A 22,103-nucleotide genomic window follows, 5' to 3' on the forward strand; every position below is an offset into this window, starting at 1 on the left:
ACCAGGCCCTCGCAAAACAAGACCCTGAATGCAACGATGTCTCGCGACACCTGTCAACGGTGTCGCGAGACATCGCACTGGTCGGGCTGACAGGATTTGAACCTGCGATCTCTTCGTCCCAAACGAAGCGCGCTACCAAACTACGCCACAGCCCGTGGTGGCCCCGCGGAGCCGAGCGCCCCCGTGCGGGGGCGATTTCGGGAACTCGCGAGAGCGGCACTAGGCTAACCCCTCGCAGGCCCGGCCCCCACGGCGGTGCCGCACGCGGGTGTAGCTCAATGGTAGAGCCCCAGTCTTCCAAACTGGCTACGCGAGTTCGATTCTCGTCACCCGCTCCACCGCTCCACCGCGTCACCGCCGACCTGGAGCTGGACGAGACCGGGCTCCTCGTCAGCGGCGCCAGATCATGATGACCGCGCGGTCATCGTCCTCCCCGGCCGCCGACGTCGCGCAGATCCGGTGGGCGGCTCCTTCGAAACCTCGGGCGATCTGCCGCTCGGCCGCGCCGAGCATCCGGTCGACCCCGATGGACAGGTCCAGGTCACGCCGCTCGATGACACCGTCGGTGTAGAGCAGCAGCGCGTCGCCACGTTCCATCCGACCCATGACCCGCGGGAACGCCGAGGTCTCCATGACGCCGAGCACCGGCCCCCGGCCCTCGTCGACGACGTCCCATCGGCCCGAGCCGACGTGGTAGCGCACCGCCTGGGGGTGACCGGCGCTGCCGATGCAGTAGTCGCCGGTGTCGAGCTCCACGGCGAAGTGGATCGCGGTGGCGAACCCCTCGTGCCAGCGCTGCCGCAGCAGGTAGTCGTTGGCCGCGGGCAGGAACTCGGTGGGGGCCATCGCGCCGAGCAGGCCAGCAAAGGCACCCGACAGCAGCAGTGAGCGGGTCCCGGCGCCGACCCCCTTGCCCGACACATCGACCAGGGCGACCTCGAGCCGGTTGTCGCGGGTGCGGTTGGCGACCACGAAGTCTCCCGAGAAGGAGTCTCCGTGCGCAGGCATGACCGAGCTCTCGGCATACCAGCCCGTCGGCAGGTCGGGCAGCTCGCCGTGCGCCTGCAGCCGGTCGCGCAGGTCCACCAGCATCGACTCCCCCAGCGACCCCTGGACGCCGAGCCGCGCGCGGCTCCTCGCGACGGTGACCATCAACGCCATCACCACGAGCAGGATGACCATCGAGCCCCACAGGCTCTCCTTGTCGTGCAACTTCAGCACCGCCGCGACGGTGAAGCAGGCGACCAGGACCAGGTAGACCCCGCGGATCATCCCCAGCGGCAGGAACAGGCCCGCCACCACCGCGAGCGGCACGAACGACGACCAGGGCACCACCGCGGGCCACCGCGTGATCCCCCAGGTCGCGGCGAGCGCGATGAGCACGAGAGTGGTCGAGATCCAGACGTGCTCGTGGCGTCGGAGGCGCGAGACGACGCGCTGGCGGGTCCCGAACGTCATTGGGCGCGCCGCTACCACCTCCAACTGTGTCATCACAAAGTCAGGCTAGCCACGTGGCGCCGCAGAAGGACGCCGCTTTACCCACTTCTTACCGTCCAGTATCCCGGCGTTGACCCTCTCACGTGGCCGGTTCGCCAGGGAGCGCCCCGTCCACCTCGTAGCGCGAGACCATCTCGATCCGCCGCCGGTGTCGTTCCTCGCCGCTGAACGGTGTCGTGAGGAAGACACGCACCATCGCCGTGGCCTCCTCCACCGTGTTCATCCGGCCGCCGATGGAGATCACCTGCGCGTCGTTGTGCTGCCGGGCGAGGCTGGCCAGCTCGGTGTTGTAGCACAGCGCGGCGCGGATACCGGCCACCTTGTTGGCAGCCATCTGCTCGCCGTTCCCCGAGCCACCGAGCACGATCCCGCGCGACCCGGGATCCCCTGCCACGGCGGTGGCGGCGCGCAACACACACACCGGATAGTCGTCCTCGGGGTCCAGCTCCGCCGGCCCGTGGTCGACCACCTCGTGACCCTCGTCGGTCAGGAACGACACGAGCGCTCGTTGCAGCTCGTATGCCGCGTGGTCACCGCCGATGTGGACACGCATCATGTGCCTGCCTTCCTGGTGGGCTGCCGGGTGCGGGTCAGGAGTGGGGGCCGTCGTGGATCGGGAAGATGGGCCCCACGGTGCGGGTGCGCTTGAGCTCGAAGAAGCCGTCGGTGCCGGCCACGAGCAGGCAGCCGTCCCAGAGCCGCCCGGCGGCCTCGCCCGTCGGCGCCGGCGAGACGACAGGCCCGAAGAAGGCCACCCCCTCGACCGAGATCACCGGGGTCCCGACCTCGTCGCCGACCAGGTCGATCGCGCGCTGGTGGCTGGCCCGCAACTGCTCGTCCACCTCGTCGGTGTCGGCGAACCGCGCCAGCTCGGCGGGCAGGTCGCACTCCGCCAGTGACTCGGCGATCACCACCGCGCGGTCGTCGATCTTGCGGTAGTGGATGCGGGTGCCCATCGCGTCATACAACGGCTTGATGACCTCGGCGCCATGCTTGCGGGCGGCCGCGATGATGACCCGGACCGGGCCCCAGGAGCGGTCGAGCATGTCGCGGTAGTCGGCCGGAAGGTCACGGCCCTCGTTGAGCACCGACAGGCTCATGACCGACCAGGTCACGTCCATGTCGCGGACCTTCTCGACCTCCATCAGCCAGCGCGATGTCATCCAGGCCCACGGGCAGGCGGGGTCGAACCACATCTCGGCCTGACTGCGGGGGGAGGACTGGGCGGGGCGGGTGTCAGAAGTGGTCACCCGATCCATCTTGCCAGTCGTCGGGACGCCGGGGGAAAGGGGTGAGGCGGGCGGGGCCCCGCGTGCCATCATGGCCGGGTCCACGCTCTGCCCCCCGTCCACGGAGATGACCTGTGTCCGGCAAGAACCTCACCCGCGTCGAGGCCCAGGAGCGTGCCGCCCTGGTCTCCGTCGCCTCGTATGACGTGTCCCTCGACCTCACGACGGGTCCGAAGACCTTCCGCACCACCACGAAGGTCACCTTCGACGCGACCGGCGAGGGCGCGGACACGTTCATCGACCTGATCGCCGACTCGGTGCAGGAGATCGTGCTCAACGGCGAGCAGCTCGACCCGGGCGCTCACCTCGACGGCGCCCGCGTCACGCTGCCGAACCTGCGCAGCCACAACGAACTGACGATCGACGCGACCGGCGTCTACATGAACACTGGAGAGGGGCTGCACCGCTTCGTCGACCCGGTCGACGACGAGGTCTACCTCTACACGCAGTTCGAGGTCGCCGACTCCCGCCGGATGTTCGCGGTCTTCGAGCAGCCCGACCTCAAGGCCGAGTTCGCCTTCACGGTCACGGCTCCCGGCCACTGGCAGGTCATCTCGGGCCAGCCGACCCCCTCCCCCACGCCGGTCGAGGGTTCCGACGACGCGACATGGACCTTCGAGCCGACCCCGCGCATCTCGTCATACATCACCGCCCTGATTGCCGGGCCCTACGACGTCATCCGGGACGAGGTGCAGACGCGCAAGGGGCCGGTCTCCATGGGGCTGTTCTGCCGACGGTCGCTGACGCCGCACCTTGACGCGCCCAACGTGTTCGACTGCACCAAGCGAGGATTCGCGTTCTTCGAGAGCGAGTTCGACGTCGACTACCCGTTTGCGAAGTACGACCAGATCTTCACCCCCGAATACAACATGGGCGCGATGGAGAACGCCGGAGCCGTGACGCTCAACGAGATCTACGTCTTCCGGGCCAAGGTGCCCGACGCGATGATCGAGCGCCGGGCGCTGACGATCCTGCACGAGCTGGCACACATGTGGTTCGGCAACCTGGTCACGATGCAGTGGTGGAACGACCTGTGGCTCAACGAGTCGTTCGCCGAGTGGGCCTCGACGACCGCCCAGTCGGAGGCCACCCAGTGGGAGACGGCCTGGACCACGTTCGGCACGTCCGAGAAGGCGTGGGCCTACAACCAGGACCAGCTGTCCTCGACCCACCCGATCGTCGCGCCGATCCGCGACCTCGAGGACGTCGAGGTCAACTTCGACGGCATCACCTATGCCAAGGGTGCCTCGGTCCTCAAGCAGCTCGTCGCGTATGTCGGCCGCGAGCCGTTCGTGGCCGGGCTGCGGGCCTACTTCGCCAAGCACGCGTGGGGCAACACCACCCTCGCCGACCTGCTCGGGGAGCTGGAACAGACGTCGGGGCGGGACCTGTCCGCCTGGTCGCAGCAGTGGCTCGAGACCGCGGGCGTCAACACGTTGCGCCCGGAGGTCGAGGTCGACGGGGAGGGCACCATCACCGCGGCGGCGATCAGGCAGACGGCGGCGCCCGACTTCCCGACGCTGCGCCCGCACCGTCTGGCCGTCGGGCTCTACTCCCTGCAGGGCAACCAGCTGGTGCGCACCGACCGGTTCGAGCTCGACGTCGCCGGCGAACGCACCGAGGTCAAGGAGCTCGTCGGGCTCGCCCAGCCCGACCTCCTGCTCGTCAACGACGACGACCTCGCCTACGCCAAGATCCGTCTCGACGAGCGGTCACTCGCCACCGCGGTGACCCACCCCCGCGGCTTCACGCAGAGCCTGCCGCGGGCCCTGGTGCTGGGGGCAGCGTGGGACATGACGCGCGACGCGGAGCTGCCGGGCCGCGACTTCATCGAGATGGTCCTGCAGACCCTGCCCGGCGAGAGTGACTCGACCCTGCTGCGCACCCTGTTGGGGCAGTTGCAGGTGACCGCGATGCAGTACGTCGCCCGCGACCACCGCGAGGCAACGCTGGCCATGGTCACCTCGCGGCTGCGGGCGCTGATGGCGGCGGCCGAGCCCGGCAGCGACGCCCAGCTGCAGCTCACGTCGGCGTTCGCCTTCTACTCCCGTGCGGACGAGGACGTCGCACACGTCCGCGCTCTGCTCGAGGGCAGCACGGTGCTCGACGGCCTCGCGGTGGACACCGAGATGCGCTGGACGCTGCTGACCAGCCTCGCGGCCGCGGGCGCCGCCGACGCCGCCGAGATCGAGGCCGAGCGCGAGCGCGATGACACCGCGACCGGACGCGAGCGGGCCGCACGGGCCCTCGCCGCCCGCCCCACGCCGGACGCCAAGGCCGACGCCTGGGCCCAGGCGATCGAGCAGGACGGGTTGCCCAACCAGATGATCAGCGCGCTCGCGTTCGGGTTCCGGCGGGTGCACGACGCGGCCCTGCTGCGCCCCTACGTCGAGAAGTACCACGCCGCCCTCGAGGAGGTCTGGGCGTCACGCACCCACGCGATCGCCGAGGGCATCGTGACCTACTTCTACCCGACGTCTCTGGCCAGCGCCGAGCTGCGGGACGCGTCACAGGCCTGGCTCGACGCCCACCCCGATGCGAGCTCCGGCCTGCGCCGGACGCTGGCCGAGGCCCGCGACGACGTCAGCCGGGCGCTCGTGGCGCAGGAGTGCGACGCCCGTCGCGGCTGAGCCACCCGGGTATGGCGGTGGGCCGGCAGATCTGCCGGCCCACCGTCATACCCGCTCGTCCGTGGCGTCCACTCACCTCGACGGGGCCGTGAGCGGCTCTCGGAGCCGGACCGACAGGCACGTCACGCTCGCCTCGAGCTTCTCGAGCTCGCTGACGTCGACCTGGACCGGTTCGAAGCCGCGGTCGGCGATCAGCTGCGCGGTCCGGGGCGCGCTGGTGGACATGAGCAGCTTGTCGCCACCCAGCAGGATCGCCCGCCAGCCGTGCCGCTCGGGCACCGGGGTGAGCTCCGGCAACAGGTCGGGTCGGTCGAGGCCCGGCAGGTAGGCGAGCAGCGTGCCGTCCGGGAGGGCAGTCACCGCGCTCTTCAGGTGCAGCACCTGCGAGATGGGCACCGCGACGACCTCGACGCCCTCGGGCGCGACGATGTCGGCGAGCTGACGGATCCCCTCGACATTGGTGCGCTGGCCCGAGCCGACGTACATCGTCGAACCCAGCTTGAGCACGTCCCCGCCATCGAGCGTGCCGGGCGCCGTGATCCGCGCGATGCGGTAGCCGAGGGACGCGACGGCGAGCTCGGCGCCGTCGGTCTCGGGCCGGCGTTCCGGTGCACCCGGCCGGGCGATCACGGCCAGGTCGCCGAAGACCACCATCGTGTCCTCGACGAAGGTCGCGTCGGGGCAGTCGTCGGCCGGGTCGACCTCGATGGTGGGCCAGCCGTGCTCCTGGAACGCGGCCACGTAGGCGTGCCACTGGGCGAGCGCGAGGTCGGCGTCGACCGGGCGGCGCTCCAGGTGGGTGAGCAGACCTCGGGCCAGGTGAGGGCCGGGTCGCCGGACCAGCACCCGGCCGCGCCGGGCGTCGGGGAGCAATGTTTTGGTCACGGGCCGAGTCTGGCAGCACCCGGTCAAAACGCGTGTCCCCACGGGGCCGGCTCGTCCGGCTCAGCGGCCGCCCAGGCTGCGGGCGAGGCGCCGCGCCCAGGCCGAGTCCACCAGCTCCTCGAGCGGGACGAGCTGCCCGTCGGGGCCGGCCAGCGGCAGCCGCCAGTTGGGGTACTCCTTGTCGGTGCCCGGCTGGTTGATCGTGCGCCGGTCACCCGCGAGGTCGGCCACCGAGACCCCGAGCAGCCGGCTCGGGGTCCAGGTGAGGAAGCGGTGCAGCGCCTCGACCTGGGCGGGCAGGTCGGCTCCGGCCCGCAGCAGACCCCGGTCGCGCAGCATCTGCAGCACCCGCTCGCGCGCCGCCTCGTCCTCGATCCGCTCCTCCTCGACCGGCCGGGTCAGCAGGTCCAGCTCTGCTCGCAGGTCGATGTGCACCCCGTCGAGGTAGCCGGCCGTGGGCGGCAGGTCGTGCGTCGTCACCGTCGAGAGGCACAGCTCGCGGTAGGACTCGGGCCGCAGCGGTGCACCCCCGGCGTTCTTCTCGAACCACAGGATCGACGTGCCGAGGATCCCCCGCTCGGTGAGGTAGTCGCGCACCCACGGCTCGACCACGCCGAGGTCCTCCCCCACGACCAGTGCGCCCGCACGATGCGCCTCGAGCGCGAGGATGCCCACCAGGGCCTCGTGGTCGTAGCGCACGTAGGTGCCCTCGTCAGCCGAACGCCCCTTCGGCACCCACCAGAGGCGGAACAGTCCGATGATGTGGTCCACCCGCAGGCCGCCGGCGTCGCGCAGCACGGTCCGCAGCATCTCCCGGTATGGCGCGTAGCCCAGCTCCGCGAGCCGGTCCGGCCGCCAGGGCGGTTGGCTCCAGTCCTGGCCGAGCTGGTTGTACTGGTCGGGGGGCGCGCCGACGTTGACGGTGGTCGCGAGGGCGTCGCCGAGCGCCCAGGCGTCCGCGCCCTGGGGGTGCACGCCGACGGCGAGGTCGTGGACCACCCCCACCGACATCCCGGCGTCCCCGACCTCGCGCTGGGCCGCGGCCAGCTGCTCCGAGACGATCCACTGCAGCCAGCAGTGGAACTCGACCTCCTCGGGCAGCCGGTCGCGCGCGGCAACCACTGCGGGACTCCGGGGGTCCTGCAGCTCCGCGGGCCACGCGGTCCACGGCAGGCCGTGCTCGCCGGCGAGCGCGCACCACGTCGCGAAGTCGACCAGTCCCTGTCCCTCCCGGGCGCGGAACGACTCGAAGGCACGCTCGCGCCGGGCCGTCCGGGGCTGGCGGAAGACGATGCGCAGCGCCGGCAGCTTGGCCGCCCACGCGGCGTCCCGGTCGATCGCGTCCTGCTCGGAGAGCCGACGCGCGTCGTCGCCGTGCCACTCGACCAGCTGGCGTTCGGCGGCGGACAGGTAGGCGACCTCGGGCACGTCCTCGACCCGCAGATACATCGGGTTGACGAAGCGTCGCGTGGTCGGCAGGTAGGGCGACGCCTCCATGGGAGCGATCGGCTCGGCTGCGTGCAGCGGGTTGACCAGCACGAAGTCGGCGCCGTGGCCGGCGGCCCACGCGCCGAGGTCGGCAAGGTCGGCGAGGTCCCCGATGCCCCAGGACCGACGGGAGCGCACGGAGTAGAGCTGGGTCATCACGCCCCAGACCCGGTCGCGCTGCACGGCTTTGGGCAGCTCGAGGCGCTGCGGCGTCACCACGAGCGTGGTGCTCGAGGGGCCGCCGTCGGTCTCCACCCGCAGGACGTGCCACCCCAGCGGCAGGTCGCCCGGCAGCTCGACGGTGGCCTCACCGGTCAGGACGCCCGCGACGGTGCGGGGTTCGACCCAGCGGTCGACCGGCGCGATGAGCCGCACGCCACCGTCCTCGAGCTCGACCGAGGCCTCGACGCGCGACCCGTGCGGCACGTGGACGGCCACCTGCCGCGGCACGCCCACGCGGGTCACGACGGTCTGCGGCAACACCCGGCGCCATTCCGAGTCGCGGTGTTCGGCAAGGCGTTTGGCTGCCCTGTCGTGGTCGCTGGCGTCGACCCCGAGCGCGGCCAGGACCGCCACGATGGTCGCGGCGCTGACGAGGACGTGCTCGCCCTGCCAGCTCCAGTACTCGGTGGCAACGCCGTGGACGCGGGCCAGCTCGACGAGAGCTGGCGAGGGTGCGGTGGTCGGCACAGCACGTCCCTTTCCGGGTGACGGGGGCTACGGGCCGTAGCCTCTCACGCGGGGGGTCCCCGCGATCGGCGCACCCGTTCGCCACAATGCCCTGTATGACGTATGCCGGCTCGGTCCCCCAGCTCGCCTCCGTCACCTCTCGGGAGGTGTGGGAGCAGATCACGGGCGCTCCCCTGGTGATCGTCGGGGTCATCGTGGGCGCGGTCATCCTGCGCTGGCTGATCCACCGCGCCATCCGACGGGTGGTGCAGACCTCGATCGACCGCGCGGCCGCCCGTGAGGACCGCACCGCGCGCCTCGGGTCACTACGCGGCATACGCCTCCTGGAGGAGGCGGCCGGGTTCAACCGGGAGCGCCACCGCCAGCGTGCGGCCACGATGGGCGGCCTGCTGCGCAGCGTCACGACGTTCGTCATCTTCACCATCGCGCTGCTGACCGTGATGGCCGAGCTCGGCGTGCCCCTCGGACCTTTGCTCGCCTCGGCCGGGATCGGCGGCGTGGCACTCGGATTCGGCGCGCAGGCGCTCGTCAAGGACTTCCTGTCGGGCCTGTTCATGATCGTCGAGGACCAGTACGGCGTCGGTGACATCGTCGACACCGGTGAGGCGACCGGCACGGTCGAGGACGTCACCTTGCGGGTGACGCGGCTGCGCGACTCCAGCGGCGTGGTCTGGTACATCCGCAACGGCGAGATCATCCGCATCGGCAACATCTCGCAGGGCTGGTCGACCGGCATCGTCGACATCCCGGTCGCCTACGACGAGGACGTCGAGCACGTGATGTCGGTGATCCGCGAGACGGTGCACGGCCTGCAGGACGACGAGGCGTTCCAGGGAAAGCTGCTCGAAGAACCCACGCCCGCCGGGGTCGAGTCGGTGTCCGGCGGCACGATGACGCTGCGGGTCTTCGCCAAGTGCGCACCCAACCAGCAGTGGGGCGTGGTGCGGGAGATCCGCGAGCGGGTCAAGGTCGCCCTCGACCGTGCCGGCATCCGGGGGCCCCAGCTGCTCGGCCCGTACGGTGACGCCTCGCGGTCCACCTGATCCCGGGCCGCGCGGCGACTCGTGCACCATGCAAAAGTTGCACTATGCTCGAGTCGTGAGTGAACCCCCCTCGCCTCCGGAGTCCGTCGCCGCGGAGCTGGCCGACGACGACGCCGCCAGCGTCCTGGCCGGCCAGGCCGAGGTGGTCGACGCGGTGCTGGCCGCAAACCGGGTGTTCGTGGCGGTGGCGGCCGGCGCCCTGGCCGGGCTGGAGCCGGAGGTCACCATGCCGCAGTTCCGGGCCCTGGTGCTGCTCGACATGCACGACACGATGACCGTGTCCCACCTCGCCGAGGCGCTCGGCGTGGTCCCGTCGACAGCCACGCGGATGTGCGACCGGCTGGTGACCAAGAAGCTGGTCGACCGGGTGGCGGACCGGACCAACCGACGCCAGGTCAGGCTCACCCTGCGACCCGAGGGCCGTGCCCTCATCGAGCAGAGCACCCAGCGGCGCACCCGCGAGGTCGGACACCTGCTGACGGCGATCCCGGCGGACGCGCAGGCCGAGCTCGCGCACGCTCTCGGGCTGCTCGTCCAGGCGGCCCACGCCAGCGACCGCACCCGGCCGTCACGGCAGGCACCATCGGCGAAGCAGCGCCGGCCCGACGGGAACGCCGGACGATGACCCTCGTCCAGGTGCGGCTGCGCTCGGTCGGGGCGGCCGCCGGTGGCTGGGTGAGGCGCAGCAGCTACCTGAAGAAGTGGGTCGTCCTCGGCACGGTCATCGGGGTGATCGCCGGTCTGGGCGCGGTCGTGTTCTACCTGGCGCTCCAGGCAGCGGGTCACCTGCTGCTGGAGGGCATCGGCGGTTACGCGGTTCCGCTGCCGTCGTCCGAGGGCGGGCGATCGAGTTCGGGTCACTTCACGCGCTGGTGGGCGGTTCCGCTCGTCGTCGCCCTCGGTGGTTTGCTCTCCGGCCTGCTGGTCACCTGGCTCGCGCCCGAGGCCGAGGGACACGGCACCAATGCGGCGATCGACGCGGTGCACCGCAACCCGCGGATGATCCGGACCCGTGCGGTCATCGTCAAGCTGGTCGCCTCGGCCATCACCATCGGCTCGGGCGGCTCCGGTGGGCGAGAGGGCCCGACCGCACAGATCTCGGCAGGCTTCGGCTCCCTGCTGGCACGCACGCTCGACCTCTCGCCGGAGGAGGGCCGCATCGCGGTCTCGGTGGGCATCGGTTCCGGCATCGGCGCGATCTTCGGTGCGCCGCTGGGAGGTGCCGTGCTCGCGGCCGACATCGTCTACAAGGACGACTTCGAGGTCGAGGCGCTCGTGCCCGGACTGGTCACGTCGATCGTGGGGTACTCGGTCTTCGGGCTGCTCGAGACCTTCTCCCCGATGTTCGGGTATGCCGCGGCCGGCTACGAGTTCAACCAGCCGGTCCAGCTCGCCTGGTTCGCCGTCATCGGTGTCGTCGCCGGACTGGTCGGACTGGTCTACAGCAAGGCGTTCTACGGGATATCCGGCCTGTTCAAACGGCTGCCGGGCAACACCATCCTCAAGCCGACCGTGGGCGGTCTGTCCGTGGGACTGCTCGCCCTCGCCATCCCCCAGGTCCTGGGCACCGGCTACGGATGGGTGCAGACCTCCCTGACCCGCGACGGGCTGCTCGGGATCCCGCTCTGGATCATCCTGCTGCTGCCCTTCGCCCGGATCCTGTCGACCGCCCTGTCCATCGGATCCGGCGGGTCGGGAGGCATCTTCGGCCCGGGCATGGTCATCGGCGCCTTTACCGGCGCCGCGGTGTGGCGGCTGCTCGAGGCCTTCGCCCCCGGGGTTCCCCACAGCCCCGCACCCTTCGTGATCGTCGGCATGATGGCTTGCTTCGGCAGCATCGCACGAGCGCCGCTGGCCATCATGCTCATGGTCGCCGAGATGACAGGGAGTCTCACCATCCTGGCGCCCGCCATGGTGGCCGTGGGCCTGGCCTACCTCATCGTCCGCCACTTCGACCAGACGATCTATCGCTCGCAGCTGAGCAACCGGGAGGAGGCCGCGGCAGCCCGGTTGAAGCTCGGGCTGCCCATGCTCGGCCGGGTGCCCGTGGCAGAGGCCATGGCCCGCCCGCGCCTGGTGCTCCGCGAGGACGACCTGCTGCGCGACGCCGTCACCCGGTTGGAGCAACGACAGCTTCGCGGCGCGCCGGTGATCGACGCCGAGGAGCACTTCGTCGGGACCGTCCGGCTGCAGGAGCTGCGGGGCCCGGCGCAGCAGCATCCGGACGACTCCCTGGGTCACCGGGTCGACGCGACCGCTCCGTCGACGTCCGTGGGCGCGACCCTGGACGCGGCGATCGACGCGCTGCCGGCCACGACGCACTGGCTCACGGTGCTCGACGACTCCCGCAAGGTCCGCGGCATCCTGGCCTTCAGCGACATCGTCCGTGCCTACCACCAGGCCCTGCGCGCCGACGCGAGACGGATGAACCGGGTGGCGTCCAACGCCGGCATCCTGGACGTGCAGGTGGGTCCCGGCTCGAGCCTGGTTGCCCACCGGCTGGACGAGCGGGTCCTTCCCGAAGGTGTGATCGTGGTGGCGGTTCGACGCGCCGACGCGATGCTCCTCGGGCTCGGGGCCGTGCACCTCGAGGTCGGGGACCAGGTGACCGTGCTCGCCCGGCCCGGGCACGCCGACGACCTCCGCTCGCTCTTCGACGGGCCCGCCGTGAGTGCGCACCGCACCACCGCCACCGACCCGGGACAGTCCTGAACCACCCGAGCCCGGGCAGCGTGCTCAGATGGGGATGCGTTCGCCCGTCAGCCAGCTGACGACGTGCACGGCCTGCGGGACGGTCCAGACGGGTCCCATCGGGTGCGCGACGTTGGCGCGACCCTGCTTGCCCATGAAGGCGAGCAGGGACGCCGGCACCTTCGCCGAGTGGTTGACGTGCGGCATCCCCTCGAGGACGAACCGGTCGTGCTGGTGGGCGTCGAAGAAGAAGACCTCGTCGGAGTGGTCGACGTCGTAGCGGAGCGGCTGGCCGGTGCGCCAGTTCTTCGGCGGGGGCTGCTGGTCGCCCTTGACCTTCTTCACGTAGACCCCGAGCGTGTGCCACAAGGCCATCACGTCGTGCTGGCTCCCCGTCAGGGTCAGCCAGTTGGCGGGCGCGGGCTTGAAGAGCTTGCGGTAGGCCGCCAGCTGCGCGGGCGTGTCGCGGCGGGGGTCGACGGTGACCGTGACGAACTCGACCTTGTCCCGCAGGCCGGCGCGGTCCACCTGTCGGGCCGTGGCGACCAGCCCGGCGGTGTCGATCGGGCAGCTGTCCTGGCACAACGTCATACCGGGTGCGAGCACGAGCACCTTGCCGCGGAAGTCGCCCAGGGAGCGCTGGCGACCGGTGGAGTCGCGCAGCTGCAGGTGCTGCAACGCCCCGGTGAGTGGCACGTCGACCTGGGTGCCGACGTTGTGGCCGGGCGCGGTGGGCCCGGTCGTGCCCGGCGTCGCGGACGGGCTCGCGCCCGCACTGGAACAACTGGCGAGCAGGCACCCGGCAGCGACCGCGAGGACGGCGGTGCCTGGGGCGCGGTGGGGTGAGTTCACAACGGATCCACGGTATGACGGGCCTGCCCACGTCTCATGCGTGCCCCTGTCGGTGGGGCTGGCCGAGGCCCGCCAGCCACGCGTTGTAGGCGTTCCGTTCCTGGTCACCGTCGCGGTCCGCCCTGCGGTCCACGCGCCTCGCCTCCCGGTCGCTGCTGCGGGCCCAGAGCACCACGACGACGATCACCACCAGCAGGGTCGGGACCTCCGAGAAGGCCCACGCGATCGCTCCCCCGACCCGCTGGTCGGCCAGCGCCCCGAGGTGCCACGACGCCATCGGGTGGGCGAAGTAGCCGGCCACCTCGTCCTTGCTCGTCATGAACGCGATCCCGAAGAACGCGTGGAAGGGCGCGGTGACGAACAGTTCGACGATGCGGAAGGGGGGCCGCATCGGGTGCGGCACCGGGTCCACCTCGAGCAGCCCCCAGAACAGCAGCATGCCGACCGCGACGAAGTGGATCAGCATCGCCGTGTGCCCGACGAACCCGCTCATGGCCCAGTCGAACACCGGCGTGAAGTAGAGCCCGTAAAGGCTGAGCAGGAACAGGCTGACCGCCACGACCGGCGAGCTCAGCACCCGCGCGAAGCGGCTGTGCAGCAGCGCGAGCAGCACCCGACGGGGCGCACCCCGCCGGCCCCGGCCGGAGGGAAGTGCCCGCAGGGCCAGCGTGATCGGCGCCCCCATGAGCAGCGGGATCGGCGCGAGCATGCTCAGCACCATGTGCTGCAGCATGTGCACGCTGAACAACGCCATCGAGTAGCCGCCCACGCCGGTGCCGGTCACGCCGACGACGAGCAACAGCCCGACGGTCCAGCTCACCGTGCGACCGATCGGCCAGTCGTCGCCCCTGCGGCGCAACCGCCAGACCGCCCATCCGTAGAGCAGGGCCCCGAGCAGGCAGAGCAGGGGCAGCACGGGCACCGGTTGTGGGTGCCAGGCCACCAATCGGCCGAGGTCGGGCGGCGCGGTCGGCTGCCACATCGGACCAGACATGTGGCCGGGGCCCGGCATGTTCACGGGAGGTCGTTCCCGCGGCCGGTGGAGGCAGGTGCGGACATCACCGACAGGTTCCCACCACTACCTGGGGCCTCGCGCCGGGGGGCCGCCCGTGCCGCGTGGCCGCCCCTGCGAGACTGGCGCCGTGACGGGAGAGACGTTCTACGAGCAGGTCGGCGGGCACGAGACGTTCGTCAAGCTGGTACACGAGTTCTACCTCGGCGTGGCCGGCGACCCCGAGCTGCGCGCCATCTACCCGGAGGAGGACCTCGGGCCGGCCGAGGTGCGGCTCCGGATGTTCTTCGAGCAGTACTGGGGCGGGCCCACGACATACTCCGAACAGCGCGGCCACCCCCGGCTGCGGATGCGGCACGTGCCCTACCAGGTCACGCCGACCCAGCGGGACCGGTGGCTGGCGCACATGCTGGCCGCGGTCGACACGCTCGAGCTGCCGCCGGCCAACGACCTGGTCCTGCGCGACTACCTCGACCGCGCCGCGCACTCGCTGGTCAACGCCCCCGACGACTGAGCGGCACCCGCCGTGGGAGGACCCTTGTCCCCAGATCGCGGCCACCCGGACGTCCTGCCCCACCCGGTTCCGAGGGTGAGGGAATGTGCCGGTTTCGCGATTCGGGGGACGGCCAACCACAATGGCTGCCCGTGACCACTGCTGAGACCACTGATGCCCTCGGGCGCATCCTGGCGCCGGCTGCCGGCGTCCGGCTGCACCGTGCCGACGACGACTCCGCCTGGTGGCGCCACGCGGTGATCTACCAGATCTACCCGCGCTCGTGGGCCGACTCGGACGGTGACGGCGTCGGCGACCTGCCCGGCATCACGGTCCGGCTGCCCTACCTGCGCGACCTCGGGGTGGACGCCATCTGGCTGTCGCCCTTCTACACCTCGCCGCAGGCCGACGCGGGCTACGACGTGGCCGACTATCGCGACATCGACCCGATCTTCGGCAAGCTCGCCGACGTCGACGCCCTGATCGAGGCCGCCCACGGCCTGTGTCTGCGAGTCATCGTGGATCTCGTCCCCAACCACTCCTCCGACGAGCACGCGTGGTTCCAGTCCGCGTTGTCGACCGGTCCCGGCAGCCTGGAGCGGGAGCGCTACGTGTTCCGCGACGGCCTCGGCGACGACGGCGCCCAGCCACCCAACAACTGGGAGAGCGTCTTCGGCGGGCCGGCCTGGACCCGGGTCGCCGACGGTCAGTGGTACCTCCACCTCTTCGATCCCAAGCAGCCCGACTTCAACTGGGAGAACCCGGAGGTCCGAGCCGAGTTCGAGAGCATCCTGCGCTACTGGCTCGACCGGGGCGTCGACGGCTTCCGGGTCGACGTCGCGCACGGTCTGATCAAGGCGGAGGGGCTGCCCGACTGGGATGAACCGCTGCACATGCTCGGCGACGCCGACGGTGTGGATCACGACCACGGCGGCAAGCACCCGCCGATGTGGGACCAGGACGGCGTTCACGAGGTCTATCGCGAATGGCGCCGGGTGCTGAACTCCTACAACCCGGTCGACACCCCGGGCCACGATCCGGCACACGACCGCGTGCTCTGCGCCGAGGCCTGGGTGGACTCACCCGAGCGGGCGGCCCGTTATGTCCGGGCGGATGAGATGCACCAGGCGTTCAACTTCGACTTCCTGCAAGCCCCGTGGCGAGCCTCGGATCTGCTCGAGAGCATCGAGGACTCCCTCGCGGCAGGTGATGCGGTCGGCGCGCCGACGACCTGGGTGCTGTCCAACCACGACGTCGTGCGCCACGCATCCAGACTCGGCCTCCCCGTCGGCGAGAGGCGACCGAACGGGATCGGGATCGGTGACCCGCAGCCCGACGCAGCCCTGGGCCTGCAGCGCGCCCGCGCGGCCACGACGCTGATGCTCGCGCTGCCGGGATCGGCCTACCTCTACCAGGGCGAGGAGCTCGGGCTGCCCGACTCGACGGACATGCCGGAGGAGGCCCGGCAGGACCCGACGTGGGAGCGGTCGGGCCACGAGGAGCGTGGGCGGGACGGCTGCCGGGTGCCGATGCCCTGGGAGGGTGACGCACCGTCATACGGGTTCGGCCCGAGCGACCGCACCTGGCTCCCCCAGCCGGAGATCTACGGCTCACTGGCCGTGGATCGCCAACGGGGAGTGGCCGGCTCGACGCTCGAGCTGTACCGCGCACTGCTGGCTGCCCGTCGTGACCTGCGCCTCGGGTCCGGGTCGCTGTCGCGGATCGACGGCTACGGCGACGACGTCGTCGCACTGGTCAACGCGGCGGACGGCCGGGCTTCCGTCCAGGTACTCGTCAACCTCGGCGTCGGCGCGGTGCCGGTCCCGGAGGGCTGGGAGGTGCTCATCGCGAGCGGGCCGGCGACGGCGGATGGGCAGCTACCCACCGACACGGCAGTCTGGCTCCGTCCCGCGGAGTGAGTGCGTTGGGCGCGCCGGGCATCGTCTGCACCAACACCGGCAGCACCGCGATCGCCGTGCCCCACAACACGATCGCGACGATGCCGATCACCCGGTCGCGACCGATCAGGGCGACACCGGCCGTGCTCGCGACGAACACGGCGACCGTCCATGCCAGTGACCGCCCCGGCCAGCGGTCGGCCACCGTGCCCGCGACACCGACCCCGGCCACCCCGCCGAGGCCGTAGAGGAGCAGCACCGGACCCACCGACGAGGTCGCGAAGCCACCCAGTCCCGTCAGCACCGGCGCGATGTAGGTGTAGAGCACGAAGTGGCCCACCAGCACGGTCGCCCCGACGAGGGCCAGAAGGAGCACTGGGCGGGCGCTCGCGTCCCAGCCACCCGGCCTCCCGCCCTCTCGACCGGCCACAGGAACCCGTGGCAGCAGTCGCCACAGCGTCACGCCGGTCAGGCCCATCAGGCCGGCCACGGCCCAGAACGTCACCCGCCAGTCGATGGCGTTTCCGGCCATGGTGCCCAGCGGGATCCCCACCACCCCCGCGATGGTCGGGCCCGCGAGCACCACCGCCGCGGCTCTGCCGAGCTGGCTCGGTGCGACGAGGCGCGAGGTGTAGGCCATCACGATCGACCAGAAGAGCCCGTGCACCGCTGCGGCTCCCACCCGCGACACCAGGGCGATGGCGTAGGTCGGAGCCGTCGCCGTCGCCACGTTGGCGGCGGCCAGCAGCGCCAGCGCCGCGATCATCAGGGTCCGTTGCTCGATCCGAGCGGTCAGCCGGACGAGGACCAGGCTGGTCGCGGCCACGGTGAACGCCCACACCGACACGAGCAGCCCGATCCTGGCCGGGGAGACCTCGAACTCACGGGTCATGCCCGGCAACAGGCCCGCCGGGATCATCTCCGCCGTGACGGTCGTGAAGGTGGCGAAGGCCAGGGCGAGCAGGGCCGGTATCGGGCTGCGATCGTTCATGCCAGCACGGTAAAGTCTGACATCAGTGTGAAGGTCAAGCGCCAAAGGGAGGCACGCGATGAAGATCGGCACCCTGTCCGCCCGCACGGGCGTTCCGGCCCGGATGCTGCGCTACTACGAGGACCAGGGACTGCTCGCCCCGCAACGGTCCGGCAACGGGTACCGCGCGTTCACGGAGGATGACGTGGATCGGGTCACGATGGTCCGGGACCTGATCCGGTCCGGGTTGCCCACGCGACTCATCCGGATCGTCCTGGAGATGGAGGACCCCGTGGCCAGCGGGTGGACGAAGCGGTGCACGCGCGACTTCGCCGAGGTCCTGGCCGGCGAACTCGAGGCGCTCGACGCCCGCATCGCCTGCCTGACGCGCAGCCGCGACACGGTCCGCGACTACCTGTCCCACACCGAACACGCTGCGCTGCTCCCGGGGAGCGCCGGCCGATGAGCCGCGGGGGCCACCGGTGGCCATGAGGTCACCGCTGCCGATCCGCGACGGCGTCAACGCCACCCGGTTGCGGCTGCCGGAGTCCGGGCCGTGGCCGACGGTCCTGGCGTATGTGCAGCAGCGGTTCGCCCACCTCGACCCGGAGGATCTCCGGTCGCGCTTCGATCGGCACGAGGTGGTCGGGCGCACAGGCGAGCCTCTTTCTGCCGGCACGCCACTCGGTGACCACGACTTCATCTGGTACTACCGCGACCTGCCGGCCGAAACACGCATCCCGGTCGAGGTCGACGTGCTGCACCGCGACGCGCACCTCCTGGTCGCCGACAAGCCGCACTTCCTGCCCACCACCCCAGGCGGCCGGTATGTCGTGGAGTCGGCACTCGTGCGCCTGCGGGTCGCGCTGGACCTGCCTTCGCTGGTGCCCATCCACCGGCTCGACCGGGCCACCGCGGGAGTGCTCCTCTTCTCGGTCGATCCGTCGACCCGCGGCGCCTACCAGCGGCTCTTCGAGCGCCGGGAGGTGCGCAAGGAGTACCACGCGATCGCGCCGTTCGACCCTGACCTGCGGCTGCCCGTCACGGTGCGCAGCCGCCTGGTCTCCTCGCGCACCCACCTGCGGGTCCGCGAGGAGCCGGGCGCGGCCAACGCGGAGACCCGGGTCGAGCTCGTCGAGCGGCGCGGCGAGCACGCGCTCTACCGGCTGCGACCACGAACAGGCAAGATGCACCAGTTGCGAGCCCACCTCGGCTCACTCGGGATCGGCATCGTCGGCGACCGCCTCTACCCCAACCTGCTCCCCGAGGAGCCCGACGACCTCCGCCACCCGTTGCGGTTGCTCGCTCACCGGATCTCGTTCACCGATCCCCTGACCGGCCGGCCCCGGGACTTCACCACCCGACGTCGACTCGCGCCGCCCCGATCCTCCCCCGACTCTCGCTAGTTGCTGCGAGAAGGCGCACTATTTGACGCCTTCTCGCCGCAACTAGCGAAAGGGGTGGGTGATGCTGTCAGCGGACCAGGACATGACCGGCCGGAGTCGACAGCCGGAGCCACCGTTCGTTGCCGAAGACCTGCGCCACGGGTGCCGAGGTGAGGAAGCCGAGGACATGGGCCGCGAAGGCCGCCCCCGAGACGACCGGCGGCCTGGTCGGGGCCTCGCGATCCCACACGGCCCTGCGCAGGCCGGCCACCGCCCGGCTGCCCGAGCCCTCGGGCGCACCCTCCGCGATCTCCTGGATCCCTTGCAGTGCAACGGCCTTGAGGTCCTCCGTCGGGACCGTGCCCAAGAGCTCCCAACCAGAGCGCGGCGGGGCGACCGCGGCCCAACCGGCATGGACCGTCGTCGGAGGCACCGGCAGCGTGGCGCCTCCCTTGCCATCGCGCCGAGCGAGCCGGTCGGTGATGCCCGACAGCGGCACCGTCGTGTCCAGGTCCGCGGCCACGGCCAACGGCATGACGCGCAGCCCGATCACCGCTCCCTCAGCCAGCAACCCACGCCCGGGGAGCACCCCGACGTAGGCAGCGAGCGACATACCAGCGGCCTGCAGGCGGATGGCGGCGTCGGCATCGGCCGACCGGGCCCGGGCCACGAAGGTCGCCAGGTCGTCCAGCGTCTCGGCGTCGGCGAAGTGCAGCTCCGTCATGCGCGCGTCGCCCGTCCCCGCCACCGGAAGCCGACCGGGTCACCCGCATATCGCTGCAGGATCTGGCGCTCGTCGGGACGCAGTCGCCGTGGGCTCGCGGTCGCGAAGTTGTAGGCGACGAGCGTCGTCTCGGCCCGTGCATACAGCCCGGTGCCCACCTCCTCGGGGTCGCGCACCTCGTAGCCGAGGTCGAAGCTGGCGCCGCTGAGCTTCGTGGCCCACATGGCCACGGCCACGGGCGCGGAGCGGAAGTCGAGCGGCGCCAGGTACTCGATCTCGTGGCGGGCGACCAGCACCCCCTCGTTGAGCATCGAGCGCTCCACCCCGAACCACTCCTCGAACCCGATCACGCGGGCGTCCTCGAGGAGCCGGAGGAACTGCACGTTGTTGACGTGCCCGTAGGCGTCCTGGTCGGACCACCGCAGCGGGACCTTGACGGCGTAGGGGTGAGCGGTTCCGGCGTCATGGCTCATGACGACATCATGGCAGCCGGTCGATATCGTCTCCGGAGTGACCACCGACGACCAGAACCAGGCCGAGCTCGACCCGTTCGACGACCTGCTCGACGTGCTCGACCTGACCCGGGCCGGCTCGGCCCGGATCAGCATCGACGCGCCGGACGACCCCGAGTCCGACCTCGCCGACTCCGCCGCCGACATCTTCATCGGTCGCAGCCAGCCGCAGCCGCACGGCCGGGCCTTCGGCGGTCAGGTGCTGGCGCAGTCGATCATCGCCGCCGGCCGCACGATGCAAGCAGTGGACGACGGGGACGGGCCCCGGCGGATCCACTCACTGCACGGCTACTTCCTGCGTCCTGGCGACTCGAACCACCCGATCCGCTTCGCGGTCGAGCGGATGCGTGACGGCCGGTCGTTCTCGGCGCGGCGGGTGCACGCCATCCAGCACGGCAAGGCGATCCTGTCGATGATCACCTCCTTCCAGGAGCAGGCGGGAGGGTTGGACCACCAGGACCCGATGCCCGCAGCGCCCGACCCGGAGAAGCTGCCGACCACCGCGCAGGAGCTCGAGGGCATCGAGCACCCCGTCGCCGAGCACTGGTCCAACCGCCAGGCGATCGACCTGCGCCACGTCGAGGGCGCGCTCTACGTCACCCCCGGCAAGCAGCGCGCGTCCCGGCAGAGCGTGTGGCTCAAGGCCGCCCGGGCGATGCCCGACGACCCGCTGCTGCACGCCGCGGTGCTCGCCTACTGCTCCGACTACTCGCTGCTGGAGCCGGTGCTGCGCCGCCACGGCATCGCCTGGTCCGATCCTCGGCTGCGGCCGGCCAGCCTGGACCACGCGATGTGGTTCCACCGCGCCCCGCGTGCCGACGACTGGGTGCTCTACACCCAGGACTCGCCCTCGGCCTCCGGCGGCCGCGGTCTCGCCGTGGGCCGCATGTTCGGCCAGGACGGCAGCCTGATGGCCACGGTGGCGCAGGAGGGCATGGTCCGGCTGAAGGAGTTCTGAGCCACGGCGCGGTGGGGCCGTGTCTTCGCCCACGCCCGCTCAGTAGGCTGCCGGGCATGGTGGACGGCCTCGACCTCGACGCGCTCTCGCGTTACCTCGCGCCCTGGACAGGCGGTCGCCCCGCGAGCCTGACCGCGCAGTTCGTCACCGGCGGCAAGTCCAACCTGACCTACCGGGTCACCGACGGCACGAACCGCTGGATCGTCCGCCGCCCGCCGCTCGGGCACGTGCTCGCGACGGCGCACGACATGGCCCGCGAGTACCGCGTCATGGACGCCCTCGCCGCGACCGCCGTGCCGGTGCCCGGAATGGTGACGCTGTGCGAGGACGACTCGATCATCGGGTCGTCCTTCTACGTCATGGCGGAGGTCGACGGCGACGTGCTGCGCGACGACCACGACCTGGCCGGGCTCTCCGCCGTGGAGCGCGCCGGCCTGGCCCACCGCCTGATCGACATCCTCGGCGAGCTGCACCGGGTCGACCCGCAGCAGGTGGGCCTCGGCGACTTCGGGCGACCCGAGGGCTTCACCGAGCGGCAGGTGCGCCGATGGACCCGCCAGCTCGAGCAGTCCAGGTCACGCGACATCCCCGGGATCGAGCAGCTCGCCGAGCGGCTGGCGACCGACATCCCGCCCAGTCAGCGCGCCACCATCGTGCACGGCGACTACCGGCTGGACAACCTCATCGTCGAACGCGGCGGCACCGACGTCCTGGCCGTCATCGACTGGGAGATGGCCGCGCTCGGTGACCCGCTGTGCGACCTCGGGCTGCTGCCGGTGTATGCCGACCCGGTGCCGGAGGTGATCGGTCTCATCGAGGGTGGCATGGGGCCGCACAACGGGTTCCCGCCGATGAGCGAGCTGTTCGACCGGTATGCGGACCAGTCCGGTCTCGACCTCACTCCCCTCCCCTGGTACATCGCTCTGGGCTGCTACAAGCTCGCGGTGATCCTCGAGGGCATCCACTACCGCTACGTCCACGGCCAGACGGTGGGCAGCGGCTTCGACCGCATCGGCGAGGCCGTCGCCCCGCTGGTGGCCGCTGGACTGGCGAGACTCGCCTGACCACACGGCATACCGACCCATC

20 protein-coding genes and 2 tRNA genes are annotated in these 22,103 nt (G+C 71.3%); 11 read left to right on the forward strand and 11 right to left on the reverse strand.

Annotated elements, in window-relative coordinates:
• Positions 1-78: 78 nt before the first annotated feature.
• A tRNA-Pro gene (locus FCN22_RS14665) sits at positions 79-155 on the reverse strand.
• A gap of 109 nt (positions 156-264) precedes the next feature.
• On the opposite strand from FCN22_RS14665, the gene FCN22_RS14670 reads away from it, so the two are divergent.
• Positions 265-338, forward strand: a tRNA-Gly gene (locus FCN22_RS14670).
• A gap of 52 nt (positions 339-390) precedes the next feature.
• On the opposite strand, the gene FCN22_RS14675 is transcribed toward FCN22_RS14670, so the two are convergent.
• The 3 genes from FCN22_RS14675 to FCN22_RS14685 all read right to left on the reverse strand — a co-directional run bounded on the left by FCN22_RS14675 (position 391) and on the right by FCN22_RS14685 (position 2,756).
• Entirely contained in the window at positions 391-1,491 is a 1,101-nt protein-coding gene (locus FCN22_RS14675; protein WP_137122313.1) for a PP2C family protein-serine/threonine phosphatase, read from the reverse strand.
• Positions 1,492-1,576: 85 nt separating this feature from the next.
• Complete coding sequence (locus FCN22_RS14680) at positions 1,577-2,050, reverse strand: ribose-5-phosphate isomerase (protein WP_137122366.1); 474 nt, start codon at positions 2,048-2,050, stop codon at positions 1,577-1,579.
• 37 nt (positions 2,051-2,087) lie between these two features.
• Positions 2,088-2,756: a mycothiol-dependent nitroreductase Rv2466c family protein gene (locus FCN22_RS14685; RefSeq protein WP_202911601.1), complete on the reverse strand. Its 669-nt coding sequence runs from the start codon at positions 2,754-2,756 to the stop codon at positions 2,088-2,090.
• Positions 2,757-2,860: 104 nt separating this feature from the next.
• Between FCN22_RS14685 and pepN the strand changes: the two genes are divergently transcribed.
• A complete protein-coding gene (pepN, locus tag FCN22_RS14690; protein WP_137122314.1) occupies positions 2,861-5,416 on the forward strand; it encodes an aminopeptidase N in 2,556 nt (851 codons plus the stop codon).
• Positions 5,417-5,488: 72 nt separating this feature from the next.
• Here pepN and ddaH read toward each other — a convergent pair whose 3' ends face one another.
• Both ddaH and malQ read right to left on the reverse strand, forming a co-directional pair.
• A complete protein-coding gene (gene ddaH, locus FCN22_RS14695) occupies positions 5,489-6,301 on the reverse strand; it encodes a dimethylargininase (RefSeq protein WP_238384752.1) in 813 nt (270 codons plus the stop codon).
• A gap of 60 nt (positions 6,302-6,361) precedes the next feature.
• Positions 6,362-8,479: a 4-alpha-glucanotransferase gene (malQ, locus tag FCN22_RS14700; protein WP_137122315.1), complete on the reverse strand. Its 2,118-nt coding sequence runs from the start codon at positions 8,477-8,479 to the stop codon at positions 6,362-6,364.
• Between the two features lie 95 nt (positions 8,480-8,574).
• On the opposite strand from malQ, the gene FCN22_RS14705 reads away from it, so the two are divergent.
• Genes FCN22_RS14705 through FCN22_RS14715 form a run of 3 tightly spaced genes read left to right on the forward strand, consistent with a single transcriptional unit; the run spans position 8,575 to position 12,234 of the window.
• Positions 8,575-9,522, forward strand: a complete 948-nt coding sequence (locus FCN22_RS14705) for a mechanosensitive ion channel family protein (RefSeq protein WP_137122316.1) — start codon at positions 8,575-8,577, stop codon at positions 9,520-9,522.
• A 55-nt stretch (positions 9,523-9,577) separates the two neighbouring features.
• Positions 9,578-10,147, forward strand: a complete 570-nt coding sequence (locus FCN22_RS14710) for a MarR family transcriptional regulator (protein WP_137122317.1) — start codon at positions 9,578-9,580, stop codon at positions 10,145-10,147.
• Positions 10,144-12,234: a chloride channel protein gene (locus FCN22_RS14715; RefSeq protein ID WP_137122318.1), complete on the forward strand. Its 2,091-nt coding sequence runs from the start codon at positions 10,144-10,146 to the stop codon at positions 12,232-12,234. Before FCN22_RS14710 ends, FCN22_RS14715 begins: the two co-directional genes overlap by 4 nt.
• A gap of 24 nt (positions 12,235-12,258) precedes the next feature.
• Here the strand turns inward: FCN22_RS14715 and FCN22_RS14720 are convergent, their stop codons facing one another.
• Positions 12,259-13,065: an SCO family protein gene (locus FCN22_RS14720; protein WP_162308220.1), complete on the reverse strand. Its 807-nt coding sequence runs from the start codon at positions 13,063-13,065 to the stop codon at positions 12,259-12,261.
• Between the two features lie 34 nt (positions 13,066-13,099).
• Positions 13,100-14,077 (reverse strand): cytochrome c oxidase assembly protein, encoded by a 978-nt coding sequence (locus FCN22_RS14725; RefSeq protein WP_238384757.1) that lies wholly within the window; start codon positions 14,075-14,077, stop codon positions 13,100-13,102.
• Between the two features lie 130 nt (positions 14,078-14,207).
• Here FCN22_RS14725 and FCN22_RS14730 point away from each other — a divergent pair, with 130 nt between their 5' ends.
• The gene (locus tag FCN22_RS14730; RefSeq protein ID WP_238384753.1) at positions 14,208-14,591 is read left to right on the forward strand and encodes a globin; all 384 of its coding nucleotides are present in this window, start codon (positions 14,208-14,210) and stop codon (positions 14,589-14,591) included.
• Positions 14,592-14,722: 131 nt separating this feature from the next.
• Positions 14,723-16,489, forward strand: coding sequence for a glycoside hydrolase family 13 protein (locus tag FCN22_RS14735; protein ID WP_373681325.1), 1,767 nt, complete (start codon positions 14,723-14,725; stop codon positions 16,487-16,489).
• Here FCN22_RS14735 and FCN22_RS14740 read toward each other — a convergent pair.
• On the reverse strand, positions 16,413-17,459 hold the full coding sequence (locus FCN22_RS14740; protein WP_137122322.1) for an MFS transporter: 1,047 nt from the start codon (positions 17,457-17,459) through the stop codon (positions 16,413-16,415). The genes FCN22_RS14735 and FCN22_RS14740 overlap by 77 nt on opposite strands.
• 58 nt (positions 17,460-17,517) lie before the next feature.
• Between FCN22_RS14740 and FCN22_RS14745 the strand changes: the two genes are divergently transcribed.
• Both FCN22_RS14745 and FCN22_RS14750 read left to right on the forward strand, forming a co-directional pair.
• On the forward strand, positions 17,518-17,904 hold the full coding sequence (locus FCN22_RS14745; protein ID WP_137122323.1) for a MerR family transcriptional regulator: 387 nt from the start codon (positions 17,518-17,520) through the stop codon (positions 17,902-17,904).
• Positions 17,905-17,926: 22 nt separating this feature from the next.
• A complete protein-coding gene (locus FCN22_RS14750; RefSeq protein ID WP_137122324.1) occupies positions 17,927-18,844 on the forward strand; it encodes a pseudouridine synthase in 918 nt (305 codons plus the stop codon).
• Positions 18,845-18,911: 67 nt separating this feature from the next.
• Here FCN22_RS14750 and FCN22_RS14755 read toward each other — a convergent pair whose 3' ends face one another.
• On the reverse strand, positions 18,912-19,547 hold the full coding sequence (locus FCN22_RS14755; protein ID WP_137122325.1) for a DUF8185 domain-containing protein: 636 nt from the start codon (positions 19,545-19,547) through the stop codon (positions 18,912-18,914).
• Positions 19,544-20,020: an acyl-CoA thioesterase gene (locus FCN22_RS14760; RefSeq protein WP_137122326.1), complete on the reverse strand. Its 477-nt coding sequence runs from the start codon at positions 20,018-20,020 to the stop codon at positions 19,544-19,546. Before FCN22_RS14760 ends, FCN22_RS14755 begins: the two co-directional genes overlap by 4 nt.
• 37 nt (positions 20,021-20,057) lie before the next feature.
• Between FCN22_RS14760 and FCN22_RS14765 the strand changes: the two genes are divergently transcribed.
• Positions 20,058-21,017: an acyl-CoA thioesterase gene (locus FCN22_RS14765; protein WP_238384754.1), complete on the forward strand. Its 960-nt coding sequence runs from the start codon at positions 20,058-20,060 to the stop codon at positions 21,015-21,017.
• Between the two features lie 56 nt (positions 21,018-21,073).
• Positions 21,074-22,081 (forward strand): phosphotransferase family protein, encoded by a 1,008-nt coding sequence (locus FCN22_RS14770; RefSeq protein WP_137122328.1) that lies wholly within the window; start codon positions 21,074-21,076, stop codon positions 22,079-22,081.
• The last annotated feature ends 22 nt before the right edge of the window (positions 22,082-22,103 follow it).

Source organism: Segeticoccus rhizosphaerae, assembly GCF_005222685.1.
GTDB classification, from domain to species: domain Bacteria; phylum Actinomycetota; class Actinomycetes; order Actinomycetales; family Dermatophilaceae; genus Segeticoccus; species Segeticoccus rhizosphaerae.